Here is a 22,216-nt window from a genome sequence, read left to right on the forward strand (position 1 = left end):
CCAGAAAAAAGGGATATCCGAGAATGAGCAAAGAACTACTCAAGATGATTGCAGATGAAGGCGTCGAATACGTCGACATCCGCTTTACCGACCCACGCGGCAAACTGCAGCACGTCACAGTGATTGCAGACGAAGTGGACGAAGACTTTCTCGAAGAAGGCTTCATGTTTGACGGCTCTTCCATTGCCGGTTGGAAATCGATTGAAAACTCCGATATGAAATTGATGCCGGACGTGGAAAGCGCGTATATTGACCCGTTCTATGCGGAAAAGACCGTCTGCCTGCATTGCTCAATCGTGGAGCCTGACACGGGTGAGCCCTATGAGCGTGATCCGCGCTCCACCGCGCAGAAAGCTGAGGCTTTCCTGAAATCCTCCGGTATTGGCGATGTGTCCTACTGGGGTCCAGAGGCCGAATTCTTTTTGTTCGATAACGTAAAATATTCCAATTCAATCAACAAGGTATCCTACGAAGTTGATGCAGTAGATGCGTCATGGAACACAGATACTGACTACGAAATGGGCAACATGGGCCACCGCCCCGGCGTCAAGGGCGGCTATTTCCCTGTCAACCCGATTGACGAGTCGCAGGACTTGCGCTCTGAAATGCTGTCGACGATGAAACGTCTGGGCATGAAAGTTGACAAGCACCACCATGAAGTTGCGTCCTGCCAACATGAACTGGGTTTGATCTTTGGCAGCCTGACCAAGCAGGCGGACGAGCTGCAAAAGTACAAATACGTGATCCACAACGTGGCCCACGCCTACGGTAAATCCGCGACCTTCATGCCAAAGCCGATCTACGGCGATAACGGCACAGGCATGCACTGCAATATGTCGATCTGGAAAGACGGCAAGCCTCTCTTTGCGGGCGACAAATACGCGGACCTCAGCCAGGAAGCGCTGTATTTCATCGGTGGTATCCTCAAACACGCCAAGGCGCTGAACGCGTTCACCAACCCCGCAACGAACAGCTACAAGCGGCTGATTCCGGGTTTTGAAGCCCCCGTTTTGCGCGCCTATTCCGCGCGTAACCGGTCAGGCTGCGTGCGGATCCCGTGGACCGAGAACCCAAAAGCCAAGCGGGTCGAGGCGCGGTTCCCGGACCCTGCAGCGAACCCATACCTGTGCTTTGCCGCGTTGCTGATGGCCGGTCTTGACGGTATCATGAATAAAATCGACCCGGGTGAAGCCATGGACAAGAACCTCTATGACCTTCCTGCAGAAGAACTGGCCGGTATCCCGACAGTCTGCGGATCGCTGCGCGAAGCGGTCGAAGAGTTGCAGGCTGACATGGACTTCTTGTTGGCGGGCGACGTCTTTACCAAAGATCAGATCGAAGGGTATATCGAACTGAAGATGGAAGAGATCGAGACCTACGAGCACACACCACACCCGGTTGAATTCGGCATGTACTATAGCTGCTAAGGCAAACCGGGGCGATTTGCCTCGCATAAACTAACGTTTAAAAGGCGCCTCTCGGGGCGCCTTTTTTCATGCCATGCTTTAACTACACCCCTTAGATCCTTATTTTGGAACACTTTTATTCAGCTCTAACCACATAACTATGAATGGTAAAAACCAACGCGTCGCTTTTGGGTAGCCGCAAAATGCACTGTCTTTCCGCGCGAACGAAAGGGGCAACATCAACAGGGTCAGCCTGCCGCGCCGGATCGTTTTCCGCGCGCGGCTGAAACAGGTCAGGGTCCGTATAGCCCAGCATGTTGTTGCGCCAAAGTGGTTGCTCCGGGCGCACAGCATTAAACATTCGCTGGACCCGTTTCGCGATGTCGACGGTGTAGCCCTGCACAGGTGCGTGAATGACCGACAAGGGCCGCCCTGCCTTCTCAGCGAGCGTCCAGCTTGCCGGAAAACACAGTAGTGCGGCACTCAGCAAATGCTCGTCCCCGTCTTTTTGCAGAATGCAGATGTCCTCCTGTATGGACTGCCCCAATACGGCGAGCGGGCCGTCTGCGTCACGCTCAATCGCTTCGCCATCTGGACAGACAATAACACCTGATGTGATGTTAAACCCCAAAGAAGGCAGTTTTTCACACACCCTGTCTGAGAGCTCTGCAATGGCCTCAAGGGCCACATCGCTTTGCCACAGGACCTCATCGCGACGTCTGCGCAGCAGTTTACGCCGATATGACATCTGCGCTGGATAGGCATCATCGACTCGCAGCCACTGGTCATCTGCCAGAGGGCGCATGCCGGGCAACGGGTTCGTTGCCCTTAAATCGTCGGGCAGAGCTTTGTGCAAAATTTCAACCACGGTGCAAATATGCGTGTGCGCGCAAATCCTGTCAGTAAAAAACGACACTTCGACATGTCGGTATCTTACAACCAAACAAAAACGATTGCTGGAAACCTGATTGTTAGACAAGTGACAGGACAGCAGCGATGAACAGCCATTTCAACGCGACGCGTAAAATTGACCCCAGCCGGGGTGCGACATTGGGTGACGGATCGCCAAATGACATGGACAGGGTCGAAATCGGACCGACGCAGCTGGCCTTTGCAGAATGGCAAGAAGCAGGTCTGGAACTGCCCGATTTGGCCGCAATGCGCCGTTTTCGTCACGAACGGCTTACCGCGCATATCGTTGCACGCGGGTATGCGGGTTTGCTGATGTTTGACCCGCTTAACATCCGGTATGCCACCGACAGCACCAATATGCAGCTTTGGAACACGCATAATCCGTTCCGGGCGACGCTGCTGTGTGCGGATGGCTATATGGTCATGTGGGACTACAAGAACTCTCCTTTTCTAAGTGAATTCAATCCCCTCGTGAATGAACAGCGCTCCGGCGCTGATCTGTTCTATTTTGACAGGGGCGACAAAGTAGATGTGGCCGCAGACGTCTTTGCGGACGAAGTGCGTGTACTTTTGCGTAACCATGCGCCGGAATTGCGAAGGCTGGCGGTCGATAAGGTCATGTTGCACGGATTGCGCGCGCTCCAAGCGCAGGGGTTCGAGATCATGGATGGCGAAGAGGTCACCGAAAAGGCCCGTTCCGTCAAAGGCCTTGACGAGATCCGCGCGATGCGCTGTGCGTCACATGCCTGCGAAGTTGCCGTGCGTAAAATGGAGGATTTCGCCCGCAGCAACGTCGGCGATGGCGTCACCTGTGAAAACGACATCTGGGCCATTTTGCACAGCGAGAACGTGCGCCGGGGGGGCGAATGGATCGAGACCCGCCTGCTGGCGTCCGGGCCGCGCTCAAACCCGTGGTTTCAGGAATGTGGCCCGCGCATATGCCAGATGAACGAGATTATCTCTTTCGATACCGATCTGGTCGGGGCCTATGGTATCTGCACGGATATTTCGCGCAGCTGGTGGATCGGGGATCAAAAACCACGCGCTGACATGATCTATGCGATGCAGCATGGTGTCGAGCATATCCAGACCAATATGGAGATGCTCAAACCCGGCGTGATGATTCCGGAACTGTCTGCGAATACGCATGTGCTGGACGCGAAGTTTCAGAAGCTCAAATACGGATGTCTGATGCATGGGGTTGGTCTGTGTGATGAATGGCCGCTGGTCGCCTATCCGGATCACGCTGTCGAGGGTGCGTATGACTATCCACTTGAGCCCGGCATGACGCTATGTGTTGAGGCATTGGTCAGCGAGGAAGGTGCGGATTTCTCAATTAAGCTGGAAGATCAGGTTCTGATTACAGAAGATGGGTATGAAAACCTCACGCAGTATCCGTTTGATCCGGCGTTGATGGGCACCACCTAGCGCGTTTCACGGTTGCGCGCTGGCGTATTCTAGTAACAAACGTTTCGCAAGACATTGAATAAATTACGCTTTTTGGGCGCGCGGCGATTACCGACTGGCCCGTCACCTCCCGATCCGAATGTTAACCATAGCTTTACCTTTTGATCGCAGCACCGCGCTGCTGTGCTAAACCCGGCTCAACGACAACCCCATGGACGGGGCGTTTAGTGACAATTTAGTTTAGTAACTCGTAAGGAACGCAACATGAAAATCACAAATACACTTGCCGCAACAGCCATCGCCTTTTTCGCCGCAGGCATTGGCGCGCAGGCTGCCACGCTTTCCGGAACCTTTGATGTGCGTGTGGTCAACTTTGCCTATAGCACCAACCAGAGCAGTTCCGTGGCCATCGCCTCGCAAAGCAACTTTGACACGCGCTTTGATGCCGCCACCGATGGCGTCGACCGTGATGTGTTCACCTATACCGGCGAGTTGAATTTCTTCATCGACAATCTGGGGCCTGTAAACGGCGACGCAGAGTCTATTGCGGATTTCTTTTTGCACAACACCACCGGATTGCCGATCGGTCTGGTGCAGGATCTCGACGCGACAGTCGGAGCGTTGCAGCTGAGCAAGCCAACGTTCAAAACCACAACGCTTTTCGAGTTCACCGAAGTCTACAGCAACGCATTCGACACCCGCGTGACCCATGATGATGGCTTTACGATCTATGACGATGGCGCGACTCTGGTGTCTTTCGCAAACCCGACTGGCATCCGCACGACGCCAAGAACCGGCACGATTGCCTTCACCGGTGGTGAATTCAAACTGGTCTATGCTGCGGCAAACGGTAACCCGTCGCAGTTGCTGGTCGAAGGTGCTGGCGTCCCAGCGGTTCCGCTGCCTGCGTCTTCGCTGCTGCTGCTTGGTGGACTGGGTGCATTTGCTGCCATGCGCCGCAAAAAAGCGCAGAAGTAATCAACAAGAGCGACTTCACTATGAAACGCGGCCCTCGGGTCGCGTTTTTCCTATGTTCAGGACCCTGAACCAGTCCCGCCGAGCGCGGAAAACACGGCCTTGCAGATCGCAGGTCCGCGCAAATCAAAGAAGTGACGCGCGCCACGTTCATTCGGATGATACGGGTCTTTGACCTTGCCTGCATCGTTACGGCGGAAAAAACGCGGTGTGGATTGATTGGCGGCAACCGTGTCGGGCGTGATACCTTCCACAAAAACGCAGCGATTGCCTGTTTTGGCAAAGGCATTTTTGATATTGGTCTGAGCGCGTTCACGCAGATTTGCGACTTTATTGGTATGCGCGGGCGCGGTGGTCATGAAGACGCAGGGCAAGTCTTTGGGCAGATGCGCGCTTAGTCGCTGCGCGTCTTTGACAGCAAGGTCGGGATTGTCTGCCCATCTGCGCGCCGCGTTGCCCAGAAAGCTGAGGATCAACAGATCGGGATCATAATACCCCTCGCGAAACATTGCTTCGAAGGGCGATTTTCCCGCCGTGCAGAACTGGTAATTTCGCCCCTGCCCCATCTGTTTGAACGGGTTATCTGTTTTATTCACAACACCATAGGTGCCTGCATTCACCTTCCACTTTTGATCAATATCGCAGATAGAACCCTTTGCAGCGCCAGAACGTGCCATCCAGGAATGAATGGAACTTGAGCGCACCCCGATCACGCCGGTGTTTTGCGGATCAAGGTTTCTCAGGCGTCGCTTGTCACGCCCGGTTGGCGCGCAGCGCGTTTCAAGGTCTGACAGAAAATCAACGAACACCGGACCGGAACCAAAAGAAATCTGACTATCCCCGAGCACAAGAATATCAGGTGATTTGAAACTCTCTGCCGCCACCGGCCCAGTCGCGAGCATCCCCATAACGGCCATGCACCGCCCCAAGACAACCGCCCACCCTCGTGTTTTTCGCATTCAACGCCTCCCCGCGCAGATACGGTGCTGCTCTGAAAATATGGGCACCGTGTCGTTACAGTTTCCAAGATTTAGCGATAAGGCAATCCCACGGCCCCAAACATGGTTGTGATCTGACGTTACAGCCGCTTTCGCGACGTGCCTCTTGAAACAACCCCGACCAGAATAAGCACGACCGCGTGATCTTACTGACACATGGGTTGCCTGTGCGGGCTCAGCATCCCACTCTTGGTGCGAAAGAAGGAGTAGCGAGATGCCAACAGAACGAATTGTCTTTGCCGGGCATGATGGTGGTCAACTTGCCGCGCGGCTTGACCTGCCCCAAGGGCCGTTGGTGGCGACCGCTATTTTTGCGCATTGCTTTACCTGCGGAAAGGATATCCCGGCAGCGCGCCGGATCGCCGCGCGTCTTGCTGCACTGGGAATTGCGGTGTTGCGTTTTGATTTCACCGGGCTGGGTCATTCAGACGGGGAATTTGCGAATACATCCTTTACCTCGAACGTCGACGATCTGATTGCGGCGCATCGCTATCTGTCCGAGCAGAACAAAACGCCGTCGCTGATCATTGGTCATTCGCTTGGCGGTGCGGCGGTGCTCAAGGCGGCAGCAGCGCTTGAGAGCATCAAGGCTGTTGTGACCATTGGGGCCCCCTTTGACCCCGGTCACGTCACCCACAACTTTGCGCAGGCCTTGCCCGAAATCAGCTCCAAAGGCGTGGCCGAAGTCAGCCTCGGCGGGCGGCCTTTCCAAATCAGCAAAGCGTTTGTTGAAGATGTTGCAAAGACCGAGCTGTCCGCTTGCGTGGCCAATCTGAACGCAGCTTTGCTCGTGTTGCATGCGCCGCTCGACGACATCGTCGGGGTTGAGAATGCAGGCCAGATTTTCAGCGCCGCAAAACATCCCAAAAGTTTCATCACGCTTGATGGTGCGGATCATTTGGTCAGTGCTGCGGCGGATGCGGAATACGTGGCCAGCCTGATCGCAACTTGGTCGGCGCGCTACCTTGATATCTCGCGCCCGGCCCCACCGCCCGGCGCGCCCGAAGGCGTGCTGCGCGTTGCCGAGGCTGATCCCAAGGGGTTTCTGACCGACATCACATCCGGTGAGGGGCATCATCTGGTTGCAGATGAACCACTGGCCTATGGCGGCACCAATAAGGGACTGTCGCCCTATGGATTACTGTCTGCCGGTTTGGGCGCCTGTACCTCCATGACAATCCGCATGTACGCACGCCGCAAGGGCTGGCCGCTGGATCAGATATCTGTGGATGTAAACCACGACAAGGTGCATGCACAGGATGCCGAAACCGGTGTTGGGGACAAGATCGACACCTGGCGGCGCAGAATCACGCTGACAGGTGCGTTGGACGCAGAACAGCGTGCGCGGCTGTTGGAGATTGCAGACAAATGCCCCGTGCATCGCACGCTTGAGCGTAGCTCAATCGTCATAACCGAACTGGTCAACCCGTAAGCGGACCCAAGTCTAGCGCCTGCCGCGCACCCCGGCCCCACGGTGGGACGGGCGATGGATCGGCTTGTTGGCGATGGGCGGTCTGGAGAAACCGGGATCAATGCCGCCGGGCGGGCGCACTGGTCGGTCCGGTTTGTTCGGGCGATCAGGGCGCTCAGGCCTGTCAGGTCGGTCAGGCGGGCGATATCCGGGTCGGTAGCTGCCGTAATAATAGTCGTTCCACATCATGGAATCGTAATAGGCCGACCCGCTTGTGCTGTAGCTGACAGGGGTACAACCGGAGACGGCCAATGCCCCCATCAGGCCTAGCGACATAAACAGTGTTCTTGATTTCAATGTCATAACGTTTCCTTCACCGAACGGCCTGAATGGACGCCAGCATCGCATTGACATCGCTAAGGGGGTCGAGATCGGCCCCGGCCTCGATCACAACTGCAGCGATGGCCACGCGCGCGCCTGGCAAATCAATCGCCAGCACCGTAAATGATACGTTTCGTCCCTCCCGACGGCCCGTGCCGGATATGCTGCTGGCGTTCAGACCATTGATGCGGCGCGCCTTGGGCGGATCGACCGATGCGTCCTGCACCAGAAACGGGCCGATATCGCGCAGATATGTGCGCGCCTCGGGCAAGGTCGTGACCCCAAAGGGCGAAATGAGACCGACCCAGATACCATCATGCGCGTCCGGGGTGATGCCAAACAGGCGCGAGATATCCCTGAAATCATCAGATTGCTCCGGACTGGCCAGATCGCGCAGGCCGCCAGTGCGCAGCGACCAGAAATCCGGAACCTCAATCTCGAAAAGTGGTTTTGTCCCGTCTGTGTAAATCACAGGCGTCCCGGCCATTCCCGCAAAAGGAAACACAGAGGCGACCGCGACAATCGCGTACCGCCTGACATGTTCGAAGATCATCCTACGCATTCATCTCCCTTTCTTACCTCACCGATTCTCTTGCAGCTTTGGTTTAACGCAGACCGGCATAGTTTTGTTCTTAAATACAAAAAGGGCCAGCGCATCGCGCCAGCCCCTGTTTTCATCATCTTGTGCATCCGGCGCTCAGCGCCGCGCGTCGCCGACCAGTTTCCAAACCAGCGGCAGCAGGATTGCCGCCAGCAGAAGCTTGAGCGCATCGCCCAACAGGAACGGTGTCAGGCCCCACGCGAGGATCGGCTGATCCCAACCGTAAAGCTGCCCCAGCCAAAACAGGCCCGGTACATAGAGCACGATGTTCCCGATCAGCATGGCGACCGCCATCCAGACCATGGAGCGGTCCCAACCGCGCTGCGCCAGTGCGCCCAGCAGAACAGTGGCCATGACATAGCCGACCAGATAACCACCCGTGCTGCCCATCATATAGGAGATGCCATTCAACTCGGCTGTTGAGCTTTGGAAAATGTCAAATCCAAGGGCACCGATAATCATATAGCCCAGAATGGTTGCCAGACCGAGGCGCGCGCCATAGGCCGCCCCGATGGTCAGAACCGCAAAGGTGCCCATGTTCATCAGTACAGGCGAGCCCGGCACCGGCACCTTGATGTTGGCGGCCAGTGCCAAAACAGTAATGCCCAGCACCACCAGAACAGCCTGCTTTATCCGCCGCGCGGTACCGGCCGTAGGCCCGAAATGATCTGCCAGAACAGAGTGAGAAGCGGACAATTGCATCGGTTGATGTCTCCTGTTTCGATTGTCTTTCCCCATGAATGCCGCAGGTGCGCGCGCCGCGCAAGGGCTCAAACGCTATGAGCGGGTGTAAAGCGTTTGCGACAGGTAATCCTTTCTGGGGCCTGTGACACGCCATTTTACTTCAAATTGCGGCCATTGCGTGAAGTCATAACTGCCTTTGTACATGTCCGGATCGCACCAATGATCGGTCTCGCCACCCTGTGCGGGCACAGCGTGAAAAAACCGGCCATCCTCGAAAAACACCGACAGATCGTCAGACCAGAGATACCTTCGCTCTGCCTGCATGGCGGGTTGCCCCTCCAGTTGCATGATCCCTTGTTCGACGTAATCGAGGCCGTCTTTGACAGGCGACCACACGGCAGTGCCTTCAAAGATCGCACCGGGGCCATGCTGGGGTGTGATGCGCCGGTAAAGAGACCATGACCCTTCGAAATCTGCCAATTGGCGCGGATCAGTCATCGGCAGTTGTTTCATACGACATGTACCCCGGCCCCGCCTGCGCGCCTGTCGCATGGCAGCGCATTGCTTTCCATAAGACCTGCATTTTGCCGCTCCTGTCTTGTGATGCACCGCGCGTCAGTCTATGAGCCGCCTGAGCCCGGACGCAATCGCAAATAAGGACGCATTTCATGATCCCTCGATACTCCCGCCCCGAAATGGTCGCCATCTGGAGCCCGGAAACAAAGTTCCGCATCTGGTATGAAATCGAAGCCCATGCCTGCGAAGCCATGGCCAATCTGGGCGTGATCCCGCGCGAAAACGCGGATGCCGTCTGGAAAGCCAAGGACGTGGAATTCGATGTCGCCCGTATCGACGAGATTGAAGCCGTTACCAAACATGACGTCATCGCCTTTTTGACCCACCTGGCGGAACATATCGGCAGTGAAGAGGCGCGTTTCGTGCATCAGGGCATGACGTCATCCGACGTGCTGGATACGTGTTTCAACGTGCAGCTTGTGCGCGCGTCGGACATCCTGATTGAGGATATCAAGGCTCTGCTGGCGGCCCTCAAGCGGCGTGCCTATGAACATAAGGACACCGTCAGGATAGGGCGCAGCCACGGCATTCACGCAGAACCCACGACCATGGGCCTCACCTTTGCGCGCTTTTACGCGGAAATGGACCGTAACCTGAACCGTATGGAAAAGGCGCGTTTCGAGATTGCGACCGGTGCGGTTTCCGGCGCGGTGGGCACCTTTGCAAATATCGATCCGCGTATTGAGGAACATGTCTGCACACAGCTCGGCCTTGAGCCGGAACCGATCAGCACGCAGGTGATCCCGCGCGACCGCCACGCCGCATTTTTCGCAACCCTCGGGGTCATCGGGTCCTCCATCGAGAACATCGCCACTGAAATTCGCCACATGCAGCGCACCGAAGTGCTGGAAGCGGAGGAGTTCTTTTCCGCCGGGCAAAAAGGTTCCTCCGCCATGCCGCATAAACGCAATCCGGTGCTGACGGAAAACCTCACCGGGCTTGCGCGGCTGGTGCGTATGGCCGTGGTGCCCGCGATGGAAAATGTTGCCCTGTGGCACGAACGCGATATTTCGCACTCCTCGGTTGAGCGTAACATTGGCCCTGACACGACCATCACGCTGGATTTTGCGCTGGCCCGTTTGACCTCGGTGGTGGACAAGCTGGTGATTTATCCCGACAATATGCTCGCCAATATGAATAAGTTCCGGGGTCTGGTGATGAGCCAGCGTGTTCTGCTCGCTTTGACACAGGCCGGTGTGAGCCGCGAGGACAGCTACAAAATGGTACAGCGCAACGCGATGAAAGTGTGGGAAGAAGGCAAGGATTTTAAAACCGAACTGCTGGGCGATCAGGATGTGCTCGCAGCCCTGAGCGCCGAGGACATAGAAGAGAAATTTGACCTCGGATATCACACCAAACATGTAGATACGATTTTTGCGCGTGTGTTCAAGGAATAGGCAGGGTCGTCGCGGCACTTGCCGCGCGCGGTATTTTTGTTGACCCATGGCGCGCGGCTGCTACCTTAAGTTCATCGATTTGGACAGGAGAACCGCAATGACGATCAAGACCTTGGCCGCCGCGGTGGCCCTTACGATACTGCCTGCAATGGCATTCGCCTACGAATGCAATTCTTCAAAACAGAAGCAAGCGTCCATGTCTTGCGCTGAGGGCAGCGTTTATGACGCGCAATCTGGTGCTTGCGTGCCCACAACCGGGTAGGACTTACGAAAAGATATCCGGATTAAAGGCGCTCTTTACTGAGCGCCTTTTTTTATGCGCTGCATTCTGTGCGTTTCGCTCCGGGAGTACTCTTATCAGCGTCCGGATATCGCGCTGGCTCACGAAGGCAAATATGCGTTGAACCCAACAATAGAACGGAACGAAAACACGCACCATTTATTTCAATTCATTCTGTGGCGTATTTCAGCCTAAATTTACCTTTCCATGCGAGAACAAACCAAGATCATACACAGGTAGGTAATAATGACTGAAATGGTGCCCATTGGTTCTTTTCCCGCACTTCCCGGCAGCCCTGCCTCTGCGCCTGTTTCGTTGAGCCGCAAAGCGAAAGCTGCCATTGTCGTGCGGCTGCTGATCAATGAAGGCGCTGATATTCCATTGGAAGATCTGCCAGAAGAGTTGCAAGCACGGCTCACGCATCAAATGGGCTCCATGCGCACTGTTGACCGCACAACACTAGCCAGCGTCGTGGATGAATTTGCACAGGAACTGGAAAGCATCGGCCTGTCCTTCACCGGCGGCATCGCCGGAGCCCTCGATGCGCTTGAAGGGCGGATTTCGAAACAGACGGCGGATCGTTTGCGCAAGGAAGCGGGCGTGCGCCGATATGGTAACCCTTGGGAACGGTTGCGCGACCTCGGCGTGGAAAAATTACTGCCGGTTTTGCAAAATGAAAGCACCGAAGTGGCCGCGGTTCTGCTGTCGAAACTCGATGTGAAACGCGCGGCGGAATTGCTCGGCAAACTGCCCGGCCCGCATGCCCGGCGCATTACATACGCCGTTTCACTTACCAGCGCCGTGACCCCGGATGCGGTGGACCGTATTGGCCTGTCGCTTGCCGCACAGCTTGATGCTGAACCACTGCGCGCCTTTGACAATGGCCCCGTTGAACGGGTCGGCGCTATCTTGAATTCAACAACGACAATCACGCGTGACGATGTTCTTGAAGGTCTGGATGAAACGGACGCTGGTTTTGCAGAAATGGTCCGACGGGCCATCTTTACCTTTGCGAACATCCCGCAACGAATTGCCGCACGAGATATTCCCCGGGTGGTGCGCGCACTCGATCAGGAAGCGCTTGTCACCGCCCTCGCCGGTGCGCAAGCGGCAGGGATGCAAGCCTCCGCGGACTTTATCCTCGAAAACATGTCCGGGCGCATGGCCGATCAGCTCAAGGAAGAGGTGCAAGAACGTGAAACCGTAAAATCCGCGGACATGGAAGAAGCCTCGGCGCTTATCGTTCAGGCCATCCGCGAGTTGGAAGCGTCAGGCGACCTGTTGCTGATCGTTGAAGAGAGTGAGCCAGAATAAAAGGCCGTCGTGTCGCAACGGATCCACCTTGGTGATCCGACAAAGCACCTCGCTGCGCTTCACGCACTCGAATACGGGCATCGTTTTTGATCTGTAAACACTGACGGAACCGAATTGTTCAGGACTCCTAAGCCTTGAGATTACAGTGGGACGGCGTTATTTGTCTCAGCTGTTGCGGTCGCTTTGCAAAAAGCCACCTGCTCATCAAAAGGGTGCCCTGCCACTATGCCGAAAGCGCCACCGAGCGATGTCGACCGTGTGATCCAATACGCGACAAACCTCATTGTTGCATCTGTCATCCGCATCGCTCTCGCGTTGCCATATCAGTTCCGCGTCAGAATGGTCGGGCGGCTGATGCAACACATCATTGGTCCGATTGCCGGATACCGCCAACGCGCCCTTTCCAATCTGGAACTGATCTGGCCCGACCGACCCTTGGCGGAACGCAAACGGATTGCGGCCGGATGTATGAACAACATGGGCCGCACCCTTATTGAAAACTACTCTCAAAAGGACTTTCCGGCCCGGCTGGCAAATAACCCACTGACTGGGGCGGGCGTTGCGGCTTGGGAAACGGCGATCGCAGAGCAGCGGCCAGTGATTTTGGTCACCGGTCACTACGGTAACTATGAAGCAGTGCGAGCCGCTCTCGCCGGGCGCGGTCATGCGGTTGGTGGTCTGTACCGCAATATGACAAACCCCTATTTCAACGCGCACTACGTAAAAACAATGGAAACCTTTGGTGGGCCGGTCTTCGCGCAGGGGCGAAAAGGGACGAAAGGTTTTGTACGCCACCTCAAACAAGGGGGGCAGCTGGTACTCTTGTTTGATCAGCACGTCAGATGGGCCCCGACGATAAATTTCCTTGGGCGTCCCGCGCATACGGCGACCTCGGCGGCCGAGTTGAGTCTCAGGTATGATGCCCTGCTTTTGCCCTTTTACGGCATCAGACAGGCGGACGGATTGAGTTTTGAAACGGTCCTTGAAGCTCCAATACCTCCGTCAACACCCGAAGAAATGACGCAGGCCATCACAGATACGCTGAATAACCGGATTGAACAGGACCCGAGCCAATGGTTCTGGGTGCACCGACGGTGGCGTGTAAAGGTCAAGCGCTAAACGCCCTACTCTGCCCGTGCCGCAGCAAGGATTGGCCCGTGGGTATCTGCCTGAATGAGAACCACAACCGGGTGCGCACCGGGGGCCTCGGCTTTAATATCCAGTGGGGCCAAGCCATCCCAGGATGTGATCACCTGCCAATCCTGCGCGACATTTACATAGGGTATCGTTTTTCCGGCGTTCTCGCCCCGCGTGATCTTTGCAATACGCTGCGGCTGATAGCCCACCATCTGAACAGTCATCGGACCGAGGCCGTTCTGCAGAACCACCGCCTGAATCGAAACAGAACGACCTGAGCGCGACACAGTGATCGCAACGGCGCGCGCTTGTGATTTATGTGCTTCAATCGCCGTCGCGACAGCCATTGGCTTCGCACCTAAGATATCACTGACACCATTCACGATCATCTCAGGCGTGTACACAGACCGCCGACCTGCCAATGTGGCGTAAGCGCGCTGACGTTCGGCGTGCTTTGGGTCTGCGAACTCATCCTTCCAACCGATGTAATCCCAGTAGTCGACATGCACCGACAGCGCGATGACATCGTCACGTTCGGCCAGCACCTGCATGAATTCATCCGCCGGGGGGCAGGATGAACATCCCTGAGAGGTAAACAGTTCTACCACGACAGGCGCGTTTTCAGCCAGCACCGGCGACGCCACGAGCCAGCACGCCGCAAATACGCGCAATAATCTCTTCATTTGTATCCCCGTGTCGTCTATCCGTGAGCTATTCGATGACCTTAGAATTTCCCGCGCAGAAACACCAATCAAGCTTTGTTGAAAGACATCGGCGCCTTTCGTGATCACTTTTGTACACAATGGTATACATTTTGACGCAGACGCCTTCAAAGCGGTTGTGTTTTGTAAGGCGTTACGGCATTCAACCCGAGAGCCACTCAGGACCACTTTTCAGCCGAAGGGAGCCCCTCATGCCCATTACCGTTGGTCACGACACTTCAAAAACACGCAAGACACTGTCAGCAGGCGCGCAAACTATTGATTACTATTCTATTCCGGCGGCAACCGCTGCGGGTCTGGGTGACTTTTCAAAATTGCCCGCCGCACTCAAGGTTGTTCTTGAAAACATGCTGCGCTTTGAAGACGGCAAGACCGTCACCGTCGATGACATCAAGGCCTTTGCGCAATGGGGTGCACAGGGCGGCAAAAATCCACGCGAGATCGCCTACCGCCCTGCCCGCGTGCTGTTGCAGGATTTCACCGGCGTGCCAGCGGTTGTGGACTTGGCGGCGATGCGCGACGCCATCATCAGCCTTGGTGGTGATGCTGAAAAGATCAACCCGCTGAACCCGGTCGATCTGGTGATTGACCACTCGGTGATGATCGATGAATTCGGCAACCCGCGTGCCTTCCAGATGAATGTGGACCGCGAATATGAGCGGAACATGGAGCGTTACACCTTCCTGAAATGGGGACAGAAAGCGTTCAACAACTTCCGCGTTGTGCCACCGGGAACCGGCATCTGCCATCAGGTTAATCTTGAATATCTGGCCCAAACCGTCTGGACGGATACCGACCAGAACGGGGCCGAAGTGGCCTATCCTGACACGCTTGTCGGCACCGACAGCCACACCACGATGGTCAATGGTGCCGCTGTTCTGGGCTGGGGCGTCGGCGGTATTGAAGCTGAAGCGGCAATGCTGGGCCAGCCGATTTCCATGCTGATCCCCGAAGTGATCGGATTTGAGCTGACAGGCACCATGATGGAAGGCACCACCGGCACTGACCTTGTGCTCAAGGTTGTTGAGCTTCTGCGTGCCAAGGGTGTGGTCGGAAAATTCGTGGAATTCTACGGCGAAGGGTTGGATCGCCTGCCTCTTGCTGACCGCGCAACGATTGCCAACATGGCCCCTGAATATGGGGCAACGTGCGGGTTCTTCCCCATTGACGCCGAAACCCTGCGCTATCTGCGCAATACCGGACGGGACGAAGACCGTGTCGTTCTGGTCGAAGCCTATGCCAAGGAAAATGGCTTCTGGCGGGATGCGGACTACGCGCCGATTTATACAGATACCTTGCATCTGGACATGGGAACGATTGTTCCTGCGATCTCAGGACCGAAACGTCCGCAGGACTTTGTGGCCCTGACAGACGGACAAACCGCCTTCCGCAAAGAGATGGAAGAGACGTTCAAGCGTCCCATGGGCAAAGAGGTCGCTGTCGCCGGTGAAGATTACACCATGGAATCGGGCAAGGTTGTCATCGCCTCGATCACCTCCTGCACCAATACGTCGAACCCTTACGTCATGATTGGCGCGGGTCTCGTGGCGCGCAAAGCAGCAGCGCTGGGATTAAACAGGAAGCCTTGGGTAAAGACCTCCCTCGCGCCAGGCAGTCAGGTGGTGTCGGCCTATCTGGAAGCTGCTGGGCTGCAGGACGATCTGGACAGCATCGGCTTTAACCTCGTGGGCTATGGTTGCACCACATGCATCGGCAACTCCGGTCCGCTGCAAAAAGAAATCTCCGAAGCGATTGCTGAAGGCGATCTCGTGGCAACCTCTGTTCTGTCGGGCAACCGCAATTTCGAAGGGCGTATCAGCCCGGATGTGCGCGCCAATTATCTGGCCTCCCCACCGCTTGTGGTCGCCTATGCCTTGGCGGGCACGCTGGACATCAATCTGGCCACGGATGCCATCGGACAGGACCAGAATGGCAATGATGTTTTCCTCAAGGACATCTGGCCCTCCAGCCAGGAAGTCGCAGAACTGGTCGAGAGAACCGTAACCCGTGAGGCATTCCTGACCAAATATGCCGACGTCTTCAAGGGCGACGAAAAATGGCAGGGCGTCAGCACCACGGACAGCAAGGTCTATGACTGGCCCGTCTCGTCGACCTATGTCCAGAACCCACCCTATTTCCAGGGTATGGGTCAGGAACCGGGAACGATCAGCAATATCGAGAACGCCTCTGTGCTGGCCATTCTCGGGGATATGATCACGACGGACCACATTTCACCGGCCGGATCCTTCAAGGATACGACACCTGCGGGGCAGTATCTGATCGAACGTCAGGTGCCCGTGCGCGAGTTCAACTCTTATGGCTCGCGTCGTGGCAACCACGAAGTCATGATGCGGGGCACTTTTGCAAACATCCGCATCAAGAACGAAATGCTGGACGGTGTTGAAGGCGGCTATACCAAGGGCCCCAACGGTGAGCAGGCATCGATCTATGACGCTGCAATGACGCATCAGGAAGCAGGTACACCGCTCGTGATCTTTGGCGGTGAGCAATACGGAGCCGGATCCTCACGCGACTGGGCAGCCAAGGGTACGGCCTTGCTTGGGGTCAAAGCTGTCATCGCCGAAAGTTTTGAGCGTATTCACCGCTCAAACCTTGTAGGTATGGGGGTGATCCCGTTTGAGTTTACCGGTGAGGATACCCGCAAATCGCTCGGACTGACCGGGGATGAGAAAGTATCGATATCCGGTCTGGATACGATACAGCCTTTGCAAGAAGTGCCCTGCACCATCACGATGGCCGACGGCACATCCAAGGCCATCACGCTCAAATGTCGAATCGATACCGCAATCGAAATCGAGTACATTGAGCACGGTGGTGTTCTGCATTACGTGCTGCGCAATCTCGCGAAAGCCGCCTAGAACAAGATCGCACCCCGGGGCGAAAACGCCCGCCTGCCGGGGTGCATTCACTTCAAAACACACCAATAAAGAGAGTGCAAATTTGGCATTCTCATATTGCGGGAACGCTATAGCGCATTCTCGAACAATTGAGTAAAAAGAACGTGTTATCTTAACTATCCCTGCGTTTTTGCGTTTACTAATTTTTAACCTCAGCTACACAGCACGCGCGCTTCTACTTTTAAAAGGGATATAGAATGAGTGTGCTAAAAAGTATCGCAGTTGCTGCGGTTATGACAGGGGCCGCTGGGATGACCCACGCGGCGACAGTAGATTTCAACAACTTTGCCGAAGGTGCAGTTCTCGGGACGAATACCGATCTGGGTGGTGGTATTGTGGCCGACATCACCGCCTTCAAGGGCATAGACAAAGCTGTGGTTTTCAACACGCTTGGGGCGGTGGACACCACGAAAGACGAAGACCTGTTGTCGCCCTTCACGAACGCCGAAGATGCAAACGACAAACGTGGTTTTGGTAATGCGCTGATCGTTCAGGAAAACAACGGCGCACCGGATGACAACGGAAGCGGCGGAACGCTTGTATTCAGCTTTCTGACAGATGTTATTCTCGATGAACTGTTTCTTCTGGACTCAGAAACTGGAACAACAGCCCGCCTGTTCTCCGGTTCGACCCTCGTGAAGGAATTCTCGCTGACGTCAGCCAATGAATCGGATACGGGCAACAACCCGAACAATAACGAATTCACAGTGCTCGATTTCAACGGTGCGACGGGCGACAAGCTAGAAGTCGTGTTCAGCCGTTCCGGCGCCATTGGTGAGATCGAGGTTTCCGCAGTACCGGTCCCTGCCGGTCTGCCTCTCTTGCTGGGCGGTATCGGTGCGTTCGCATGGATGAAGCGCCGCAAACAGGCCTGAACCAGACCTTAAAGTTTGAAAAACGCCCCTCAGGGGCGTTTTTTATTGGGCAAGCGCTTTTTCCAGCTGCGGCAGGAACCGCTGTTCATAATCGCTGCCGATCAAGGGACCGGCGAAGCGAAATAGAACAGTGCCCTCAGCATCAAGGATGAATGTTTCCGGTGGCGCAGTTACACCCCAATCGATGGCCGTCCGCCCGGGAGGGTCAAAGGCAACCGCCCGGAACGGGTTTCCATCTTCGGTCAGGTAACTCCCGGCGGGACCCGCGTTGTCCTTGAAATTCACGCCGATGATCGGCATGCCCTTTGCGGCCATTTCCAACAACTTTGGATGCTCCGCATGACAGGGCGGGCACCAGGATGCCCAGAAGTTGACCAGCGTGACCTCACCTGTTGCCATCGCCTCGGGGGTGACCGGTTCAAACCCCTGCAGACCCACCTCCGTAATCGGCGGCGCGGGTTTGCCAATCAGGGTCGACCGCAGTTCGTTGGGGTCGTTGCGAAACATGCCCACACCCGCCAATGCAATGAATCCCGCAAATATCAGCGGCGGTGCGATCATCAGCGGTGATATCTTAGGCATCTCTGTCTCTTTTGCGTTCGATTTCATCCAAGGCACGGCGCGCTTTGCGCCCTCTATGTAACGTGATGAAAACCAACAAGGCCAATAACAATAACGTTGCAGCATAGGAGGACAAAACCGCCTCGCTGTACTTTCCAAGATCGGGCATCATGAGCGCGCCTCCCGCGCCAAAAGGGCCTTGGCGCGGCGCAGTCTGATTTCAGTGCCTGTGCGGTACAACACAAGCGCCAGAAACAGCAACACAAAGCCTGCAATGGATACCAGCAGCGGAAAGTAGAATACATCCGCCACGTTCTCTTCCTTGTCGAGGCTCAGGGATGCGCCCTGATGCAGGCCCTGGTTCCAGAAATTCACCGCATAGCGTGACAGGACTGCAAAAACGGACCCGACCAGACACAGGACAGCCGTGAGATCAGCCGCCGTATCAGGATCCTCAATCGCTTCCCAGAGCGCAATGTAGCCCAGATAAAACAGAAACAGGATGAGGAATGAGGTTAAACGCGGATCCCACGCCCACCATGTCCCCCACATGGGCTGCCCCCAGATCGCGCCGGTCAACAGCGCGATAACGGTCATCACCACCCCGATCGGTGCCGCGGCCTTGGCCGCCAAGGCGCTGACATGGTGCCGCCTTATTATCCAGATAAGAGACGTGACGAGCATCATCACCCAGATATTAATCGCCATCATCGCGGAGGGCACGTGAAGATAGATGATCTTTACGGTCGAGCCCTGCCGGAAATCATCCGGTGTAAAGAAAAATCCCCAGACCAAACCAACCACCAGACAGGCTATGGCAAGCACCCAGAGTGTCGGCAATACGCGTTCGCTGAGCGCCAGAAACTTGACCGGGTTGGCGTAGCTCCAGAACGTACTGGGCCGTTTGGGCGCGGGTTTTTCGTTGGCTAATGTCATATCTCGTATTTAGTCACTCGCTTCTTGGGCCTCAATGGGCAAAACGCCACGCTTATCGCAGATTCACGCGCAGGGCGGCAGCCGATGCAAAGGGCATGACCGCGATCACCCCCAGCGTGATCCCGGCCAGCATCAGTGCAGGGGTTTGCGTGTCCATGCCCACAGCGCCGCGACGGGCGACTTCGGCGCCGAAAATCAGCGTCGGAACATAAAGCGGCAAGACCAGCAGCGACATCAACAGTCCCCCGCGTTTCACACCGACGGTCAATGCCGCGCCAAACGTCCCGATCACGGAGAGCGCAGGCGTCCCCAGCGCGAGCGACAACACCAGCCAGAAGAACCCGGGGCCCGGCAGGTTCAACAGAATAGCCAGAACCGGTGCGGCCAGCACAAGGGGTAAGCCAGTCGTGATCCAATGGGCGAGCGCCTTGATGCTGAGCGCGGCCTCAAGTGGTAAAGGCGATGTCGCCAAAAGATCCAGCGTACCGTCTTCCCAATCGAGCGCCAGCAACCGGTCCAGTGACAACAGGCAGGCCAGCAATGCGCCGAGCCATAAGATACCGGGGGCGATCCGCGACAACAGTTCAGCCTGCGGCCCAACGCCAAGCGGGACCAGCACTGTCACGATCAGGAAAAAGGCCAGCCCCAATCCAAAACCGCCCCCTGCCCGCAGCGCAAGGGCCAGATCGCGTGCCAGCAGCGCCTTCATAAGAATGCCTCATCACTGGCACCCGCAAGCGCGTCCGAGGATGCCTTGAACTGACCTACATCCAGCACCTGCGCGTCACGCAGGCCCAGATCGATATGCGTGGCGATCAATGCTGATCCACCCGACGCCATATGCGCCTCAACAGCAGCGGCAAACATCTGTACCGCATTTTTATCCAGCGATACCGTTGGCTCATCCAGCATCCAGATCGGGCGTCCGGTGACCAGCAAACGCGCGAGGCCAAGGCGCCGTTTCTGCCCTGCCGAGAGCGTCCCGGCAAGTCGATCCGTGAGATCATGCAGATTAAATGCATCCAGCGCGGGCGCGATGTCCGAGCGTCCAAAGACGGCGGCCCAGAACCGCAGGTTCTCTTGAACCGACAGCATGGACTTCAAACCGTCTGAATGGGCGGCGTAGGCGATGCGGTCTTCGCATCCCTCTATGTGACCTGCCAGTGGCGGCTGTAACCCGGCCAGCGTGCGCAACAAGGTGGTCTTCCCGGACCCATTGGGCCCTTGCAGGATCAATGCAGCCCCCGCAGCCAGATCAAAAGTCACATCGACAAGGATGGGAACGCCACCGCGGGCCACGCAAAGGTCATGTACCGAAACTGTCATGCCCAGATCGTTAACCTATTGCGCCACGGCACAAAAGCACGATTTCATGACGCGATGGGGATAAGGGCCAGCGCGATACGCCGCCCTTCGCTCAGCAGGACGTTATAGGTCCGGCAAGCGGCGGGCGACGCCATGACCTCAACGCCAAGCCCGGCCTCTTCAAGGCTGTCTTTGAGAGCGGTCGGAAGATGCGCAATTTCACTGCCCGTACCGACAAAGAGCACATCTATCTTGCCTGCCAAGGCGAGCAGAACCGCATCATCGTCAAAACCTGCCCAAGGCACAGTACCCTCTGGACCCGCCACAACGGGACCATGGATCACCTCGCCCCCGATACGGAAGAAACCCGGCCCGTAGCCTTCGATCGGTTTGGCGTCTGTAAAGCTGATCTCGTTCAGTCGCATGGCGTGCCTAATGTCAGGTTTTAGGATCGATATTGGCGTATTGGTTGCCTGAGTTGGCATCCGGCTTGGACCAATCCCGTTTGACCCCAAGATAGAGCAATGCAGCCGAGGCGACAAATATCGAACTATATGTCCCGACGATGACCCCCCAGATCATGGCGAAAACAAAGCCTCGGATCACATCACCGCCCAGCACAAAGAGCGCGATCAACGCCAAAAGCGTCGTCACAGAGGTCATGAAGGTTCGGCTCAGTGTTTCGTTGATCGAAATGTTCAAAACCTCGTTCAACGGACGCTTTTTGTATTTTCGAAGATTCTCGCGCACACGGTCAAACACAACGACCGTGTCGTTCAGAGAATAGCCAACGATGGTCAGCAAGGCGGCGATGATGGCCAGATCAAAGCGGATCTGAAGCTCGGAAAAAACACCAATTGTTAGAATGACGTCATGCACCAGCGCGAGCACCGCCCCGGCTGCGAACTGCCATTCAAACCGTAACCAGATGTAAATCAGGACAGCGCCGATGGCCAAAACCACCGCAATCACAGCGGTTTGGATCAACTCGCCAGACACTTTCGGCCCGACCGATTCCACCGAAGCAAAGGGCAGTTTCAGACCCGGATCCGCCGCCTGAAGGGCCGCACCTATATCGCTGATCAACTGGCCCTCGACCGCCTCGCCACCCTCTTGCGCCTCGATGCGGATCATTGCGACGTTCTGGTCGGCTTCGAATTGCGGATCAAAAACCTCGGTAATGGAAATGTCGCCCAGTTCCAACGAAGCCAGCGCCTCACGATAAACGCCGATGTCCACCGGCTGCGTGCTTTCCGTCCTGATGGTTGTCCCGCCACGAAAGTCGATGCCGTAGTTCAGGCCCTGCAGCATAAAGGAAGCGAAGGCCACGACCATCATCACACCGGAAATCCCCAGCCAGAGCTTCCAGCGCTTGAAGAAATCGAAGTTGGTATTCTGTTTAACCAGACGCAGACGCATA

General features: G+C 56.2%; 23 protein-coding genes. 9 read left to right on the top strand and 14 right to left on the bottom strand.

What is annotated here, in order from left to right; translation table 11 throughout:
- Window positions 1-23: 23 nt before the first annotated feature.
- Entirely contained in the window at window positions 24-1,427 is a 1,404-nt protein-coding gene (gene glnA / locus K5Q35_RS04540) for a type I glutamate--ammonia ligase (protein ID WP_013961897.1), read from the top strand.
- 115 nt (window positions 1,428-1,542) lie between these two features.
- Here glnA and K5Q35_RS04545 read toward each other — a convergent pair whose 3' ends face one another.
- Window positions 1,543-2,274, bottom strand: coding sequence for a DUF3445 domain-containing protein (locus K5Q35_RS04545; protein WP_259650455.1), 732 nt, complete (start codon window positions 2,272-2,274; stop codon window positions 1,543-1,545).
- 128 nt (window positions 2,275-2,402) lie between these two features.
- On the opposite strand from K5Q35_RS04545, the gene dddP reads away from it, so the two are divergent.
- Window positions 2,403-3,746 carry a dimethylsulfonioproprionate lyase DddP gene (gene dddP / locus K5Q35_RS04550; RefSeq protein ID WP_220798586.1) on the top strand — a complete coding sequence of 448 codons (1,344 nt, stop codon included), beginning with the start codon at window positions 2,403-2,405 and terminating at the stop codon, window positions 3,744-3,746.
- Window positions 3,747-3,989: 243 nt separating this feature from the next.
- Window positions 3,990-4,703: a VPLPA-CTERM sorting domain-containing protein gene (locus K5Q35_RS04555; protein WP_013961900.1), complete on the top strand. Its 714-nt coding sequence runs from the start codon at window positions 3,990-3,992 to the stop codon at window positions 4,701-4,703.
- Between the two features lie 56 nt (window positions 4,704-4,759).
- On the opposite strand, the gene K5Q35_RS04560 is transcribed toward K5Q35_RS04555, so the two are convergent.
- Window positions 4,760-5,659, bottom strand: a complete 900-nt coding sequence (locus K5Q35_RS04560) for an SGNH/GDSL hydrolase family protein (protein WP_220798587.1) — start codon at window positions 5,657-5,659, stop codon at window positions 4,760-4,762.
- A gap of 253 nt (window positions 5,660-5,912) precedes the next feature.
- Between K5Q35_RS04560 and K5Q35_RS04565 the strand changes: the two genes are divergently transcribed.
- Entirely contained in the window at window positions 5,913-7,130 is a 1,218-nt protein-coding gene (locus K5Q35_RS04565; RefSeq protein WP_220798588.1) for a bifunctional alpha/beta hydrolase/OsmC family protein, read from the top strand.
- A 12-nt stretch (window positions 7,131-7,142) separates the two neighbouring features.
- On the opposite strand, the gene K5Q35_RS04570 is transcribed toward K5Q35_RS04565, so the two are convergent.
- The 4 genes from K5Q35_RS04570 to K5Q35_RS04585 all read right to left on the bottom strand — a co-directional run bounded on the left by K5Q35_RS04570 (window position 7,143) and on the right by K5Q35_RS04585 (window position 9,273).
- A complete protein-coding gene (locus tag K5Q35_RS04570; RefSeq protein ID WP_220798589.1) occupies window positions 7,143-7,472 on the bottom strand; it encodes a hypothetical protein in 330 nt (109 codons plus the stop codon).
- 10 nt (window positions 7,473-7,482) lie between these two features.
- Entirely contained in the window at window positions 7,483-8,052 is a 570-nt protein-coding gene (locus K5Q35_RS04575) for a hypothetical protein (protein WP_220798590.1), read from the bottom strand.
- Window positions 8,053-8,187: 135 nt separating this feature from the next.
- Window positions 8,188-8,793 (bottom strand): biotin transporter BioY, encoded by a 606-nt coding sequence (locus tag K5Q35_RS04580; protein ID WP_220798591.1) that lies wholly within the window; start codon window positions 8,791-8,793, stop codon window positions 8,188-8,190.
- A 75-nt stretch (window positions 8,794-8,868) separates the two neighbouring features.
- A complete protein-coding gene (locus K5Q35_RS04585; RefSeq protein WP_259650456.1) occupies window positions 8,869-9,273 on the bottom strand; it encodes a DUF6314 family protein in 405 nt (134 codons plus the stop codon).
- 170 nt (window positions 9,274-9,443) lie between these two features.
- Here K5Q35_RS04585 and purB point away from each other — a divergent pair, with 170 nt between their 5' ends.
- The 3 genes from purB to K5Q35_RS04600 all read left to right on the top strand — a co-directional run bounded on the left by purB (window position 9,444) and on the right by K5Q35_RS04600 (window position 13,461).
- The gene (gene purB / locus K5Q35_RS04590; RefSeq protein WP_220798593.1) at window positions 9,444-10,748 is read left to right on the top strand and encodes an adenylosuccinate lyase; all 1,305 of its coding nucleotides are present in this window, start codon (window positions 9,444-9,446) and stop codon (window positions 10,746-10,748) included.
- 526 nt (window positions 10,749-11,274) lie between these two features.
- Window positions 11,275-12,342: a flagellar motor switch protein FliG gene (locus K5Q35_RS04595; protein WP_013961908.1), complete on the top strand. Its 1,068-nt coding sequence runs from the start codon at window positions 11,275-11,277 to the stop codon at window positions 12,340-12,342.
- Window positions 12,343-12,567: 225 nt separating this feature from the next.
- Complete coding sequence (locus K5Q35_RS04600) at window positions 12,568-13,461, top strand: lysophospholipid acyltransferase family protein (RefSeq protein ID WP_220798594.1); 894 nt, start codon at window positions 12,568-12,570, stop codon at window positions 13,459-13,461.
- Between the two features lie 5 nt (window positions 13,462-13,466).
- On the opposite strand, the gene K5Q35_RS04605 is transcribed toward K5Q35_RS04600, so the two are convergent.
- Window positions 13,467-14,162, bottom strand: a complete 696-nt coding sequence (locus tag K5Q35_RS04605) for a thioredoxin family protein (RefSeq protein WP_013961910.1) — start codon at window positions 14,160-14,162, stop codon at window positions 13,467-13,469.
- A gap of 230 nt (window positions 14,163-14,392) precedes the next feature.
- Between K5Q35_RS04605 and acnA the strand changes: the two genes are divergently transcribed.
- Window positions 14,393-17,080 (top strand): aconitate hydratase AcnA, encoded by a 2,688-nt coding sequence (acnA, locus tag K5Q35_RS04610; protein ID WP_220798595.1) that lies wholly within the window; start codon window positions 14,393-14,395, stop codon window positions 17,078-17,080.
- A gap of 236 nt (window positions 17,081-17,316) precedes the next feature.
- Window positions 17,317-17,994 (top strand): VPLPA-CTERM sorting domain-containing protein, encoded by a 678-nt coding sequence (locus tag K5Q35_RS04615; protein WP_259650457.1) that lies wholly within the window; start codon window positions 17,317-17,319, stop codon window positions 17,992-17,994.
- A gap of 42 nt (window positions 17,995-18,036) precedes the next feature.
- On the opposite strand, the gene K5Q35_RS04620 is transcribed toward K5Q35_RS04615, so the two are convergent.
- Genes K5Q35_RS04620 through secF form a run of 7 tightly spaced genes read right to left on the bottom strand, consistent with a single transcriptional unit; the run spans window position 18,037 to window position 22,215 of the window.
- Entirely contained in the window at window positions 18,037-18,576 is a 540-nt protein-coding gene (locus tag K5Q35_RS04620) for a DsbE family thiol:disulfide interchange protein (RefSeq protein ID WP_220798596.1), read from the bottom strand.
- Window positions 18,569-18,727, bottom strand: a complete 159-nt coding sequence (gene ccmD / locus K5Q35_RS04625; protein WP_013961914.1) for a heme exporter protein CcmD — start codon at window positions 18,725-18,727, stop codon at window positions 18,569-18,571. Before ccmD ends, K5Q35_RS04620 begins: the two co-directional genes overlap by 8 nt.
- Window positions 18,724-19,491, bottom strand: a complete 768-nt coding sequence (locus tag K5Q35_RS04630) for a heme ABC transporter permease (protein ID WP_220798597.1) — start codon at window positions 19,489-19,491, stop codon at window positions 18,724-18,726. Before K5Q35_RS04630 ends, ccmD begins: the two co-directional genes overlap by 4 nt.
- Window positions 19,492-19,543: 52 nt before the next feature.
- Window positions 19,544-20,200: a heme exporter protein CcmB gene (gene ccmB, locus K5Q35_RS04635; RefSeq protein WP_013961916.1), complete on the bottom strand. Its 657-nt coding sequence runs from the start codon at window positions 20,198-20,200 to the stop codon at window positions 19,544-19,546.
- Window positions 20,197-20,817, bottom strand: a complete 621-nt coding sequence (ccmA, locus tag K5Q35_RS04640; RefSeq protein ID WP_220798598.1) for a heme ABC exporter ATP-binding protein CcmA — start codon at window positions 20,815-20,817, stop codon at window positions 20,197-20,199. The genes ccmB and ccmA overlap by 4 nt, the downstream gene beginning before the upstream one ends.
- A gap of 44 nt (window positions 20,818-20,861) precedes the next feature.
- Complete coding sequence (locus K5Q35_RS04645) at window positions 20,862-21,221, bottom strand: Mth938-like domain-containing protein (protein ID WP_220798599.1); 360 nt, start codon at window positions 21,219-21,221, stop codon at window positions 20,862-20,864.
- Window positions 21,222-21,234: 13 nt separating this feature from the next.
- Complete coding sequence (secF, locus tag K5Q35_RS04650; RefSeq protein ID WP_013961919.1) at window positions 21,235-22,215, bottom strand: protein translocase subunit SecF; 981 nt, start codon at window positions 22,213-22,215, stop codon at window positions 21,235-21,237.
- Window position 22,216 lies beyond the last annotated feature (1 nt).

The organism is Roseobacter sp. OBYS 0001 (genome assembly GCF_019654895.1).
GTDB lineage: Bacteria > Pseudomonadota > Alphaproteobacteria > Rhodobacterales > Rhodobacteraceae > Roseobacter > Roseobacter litoralis.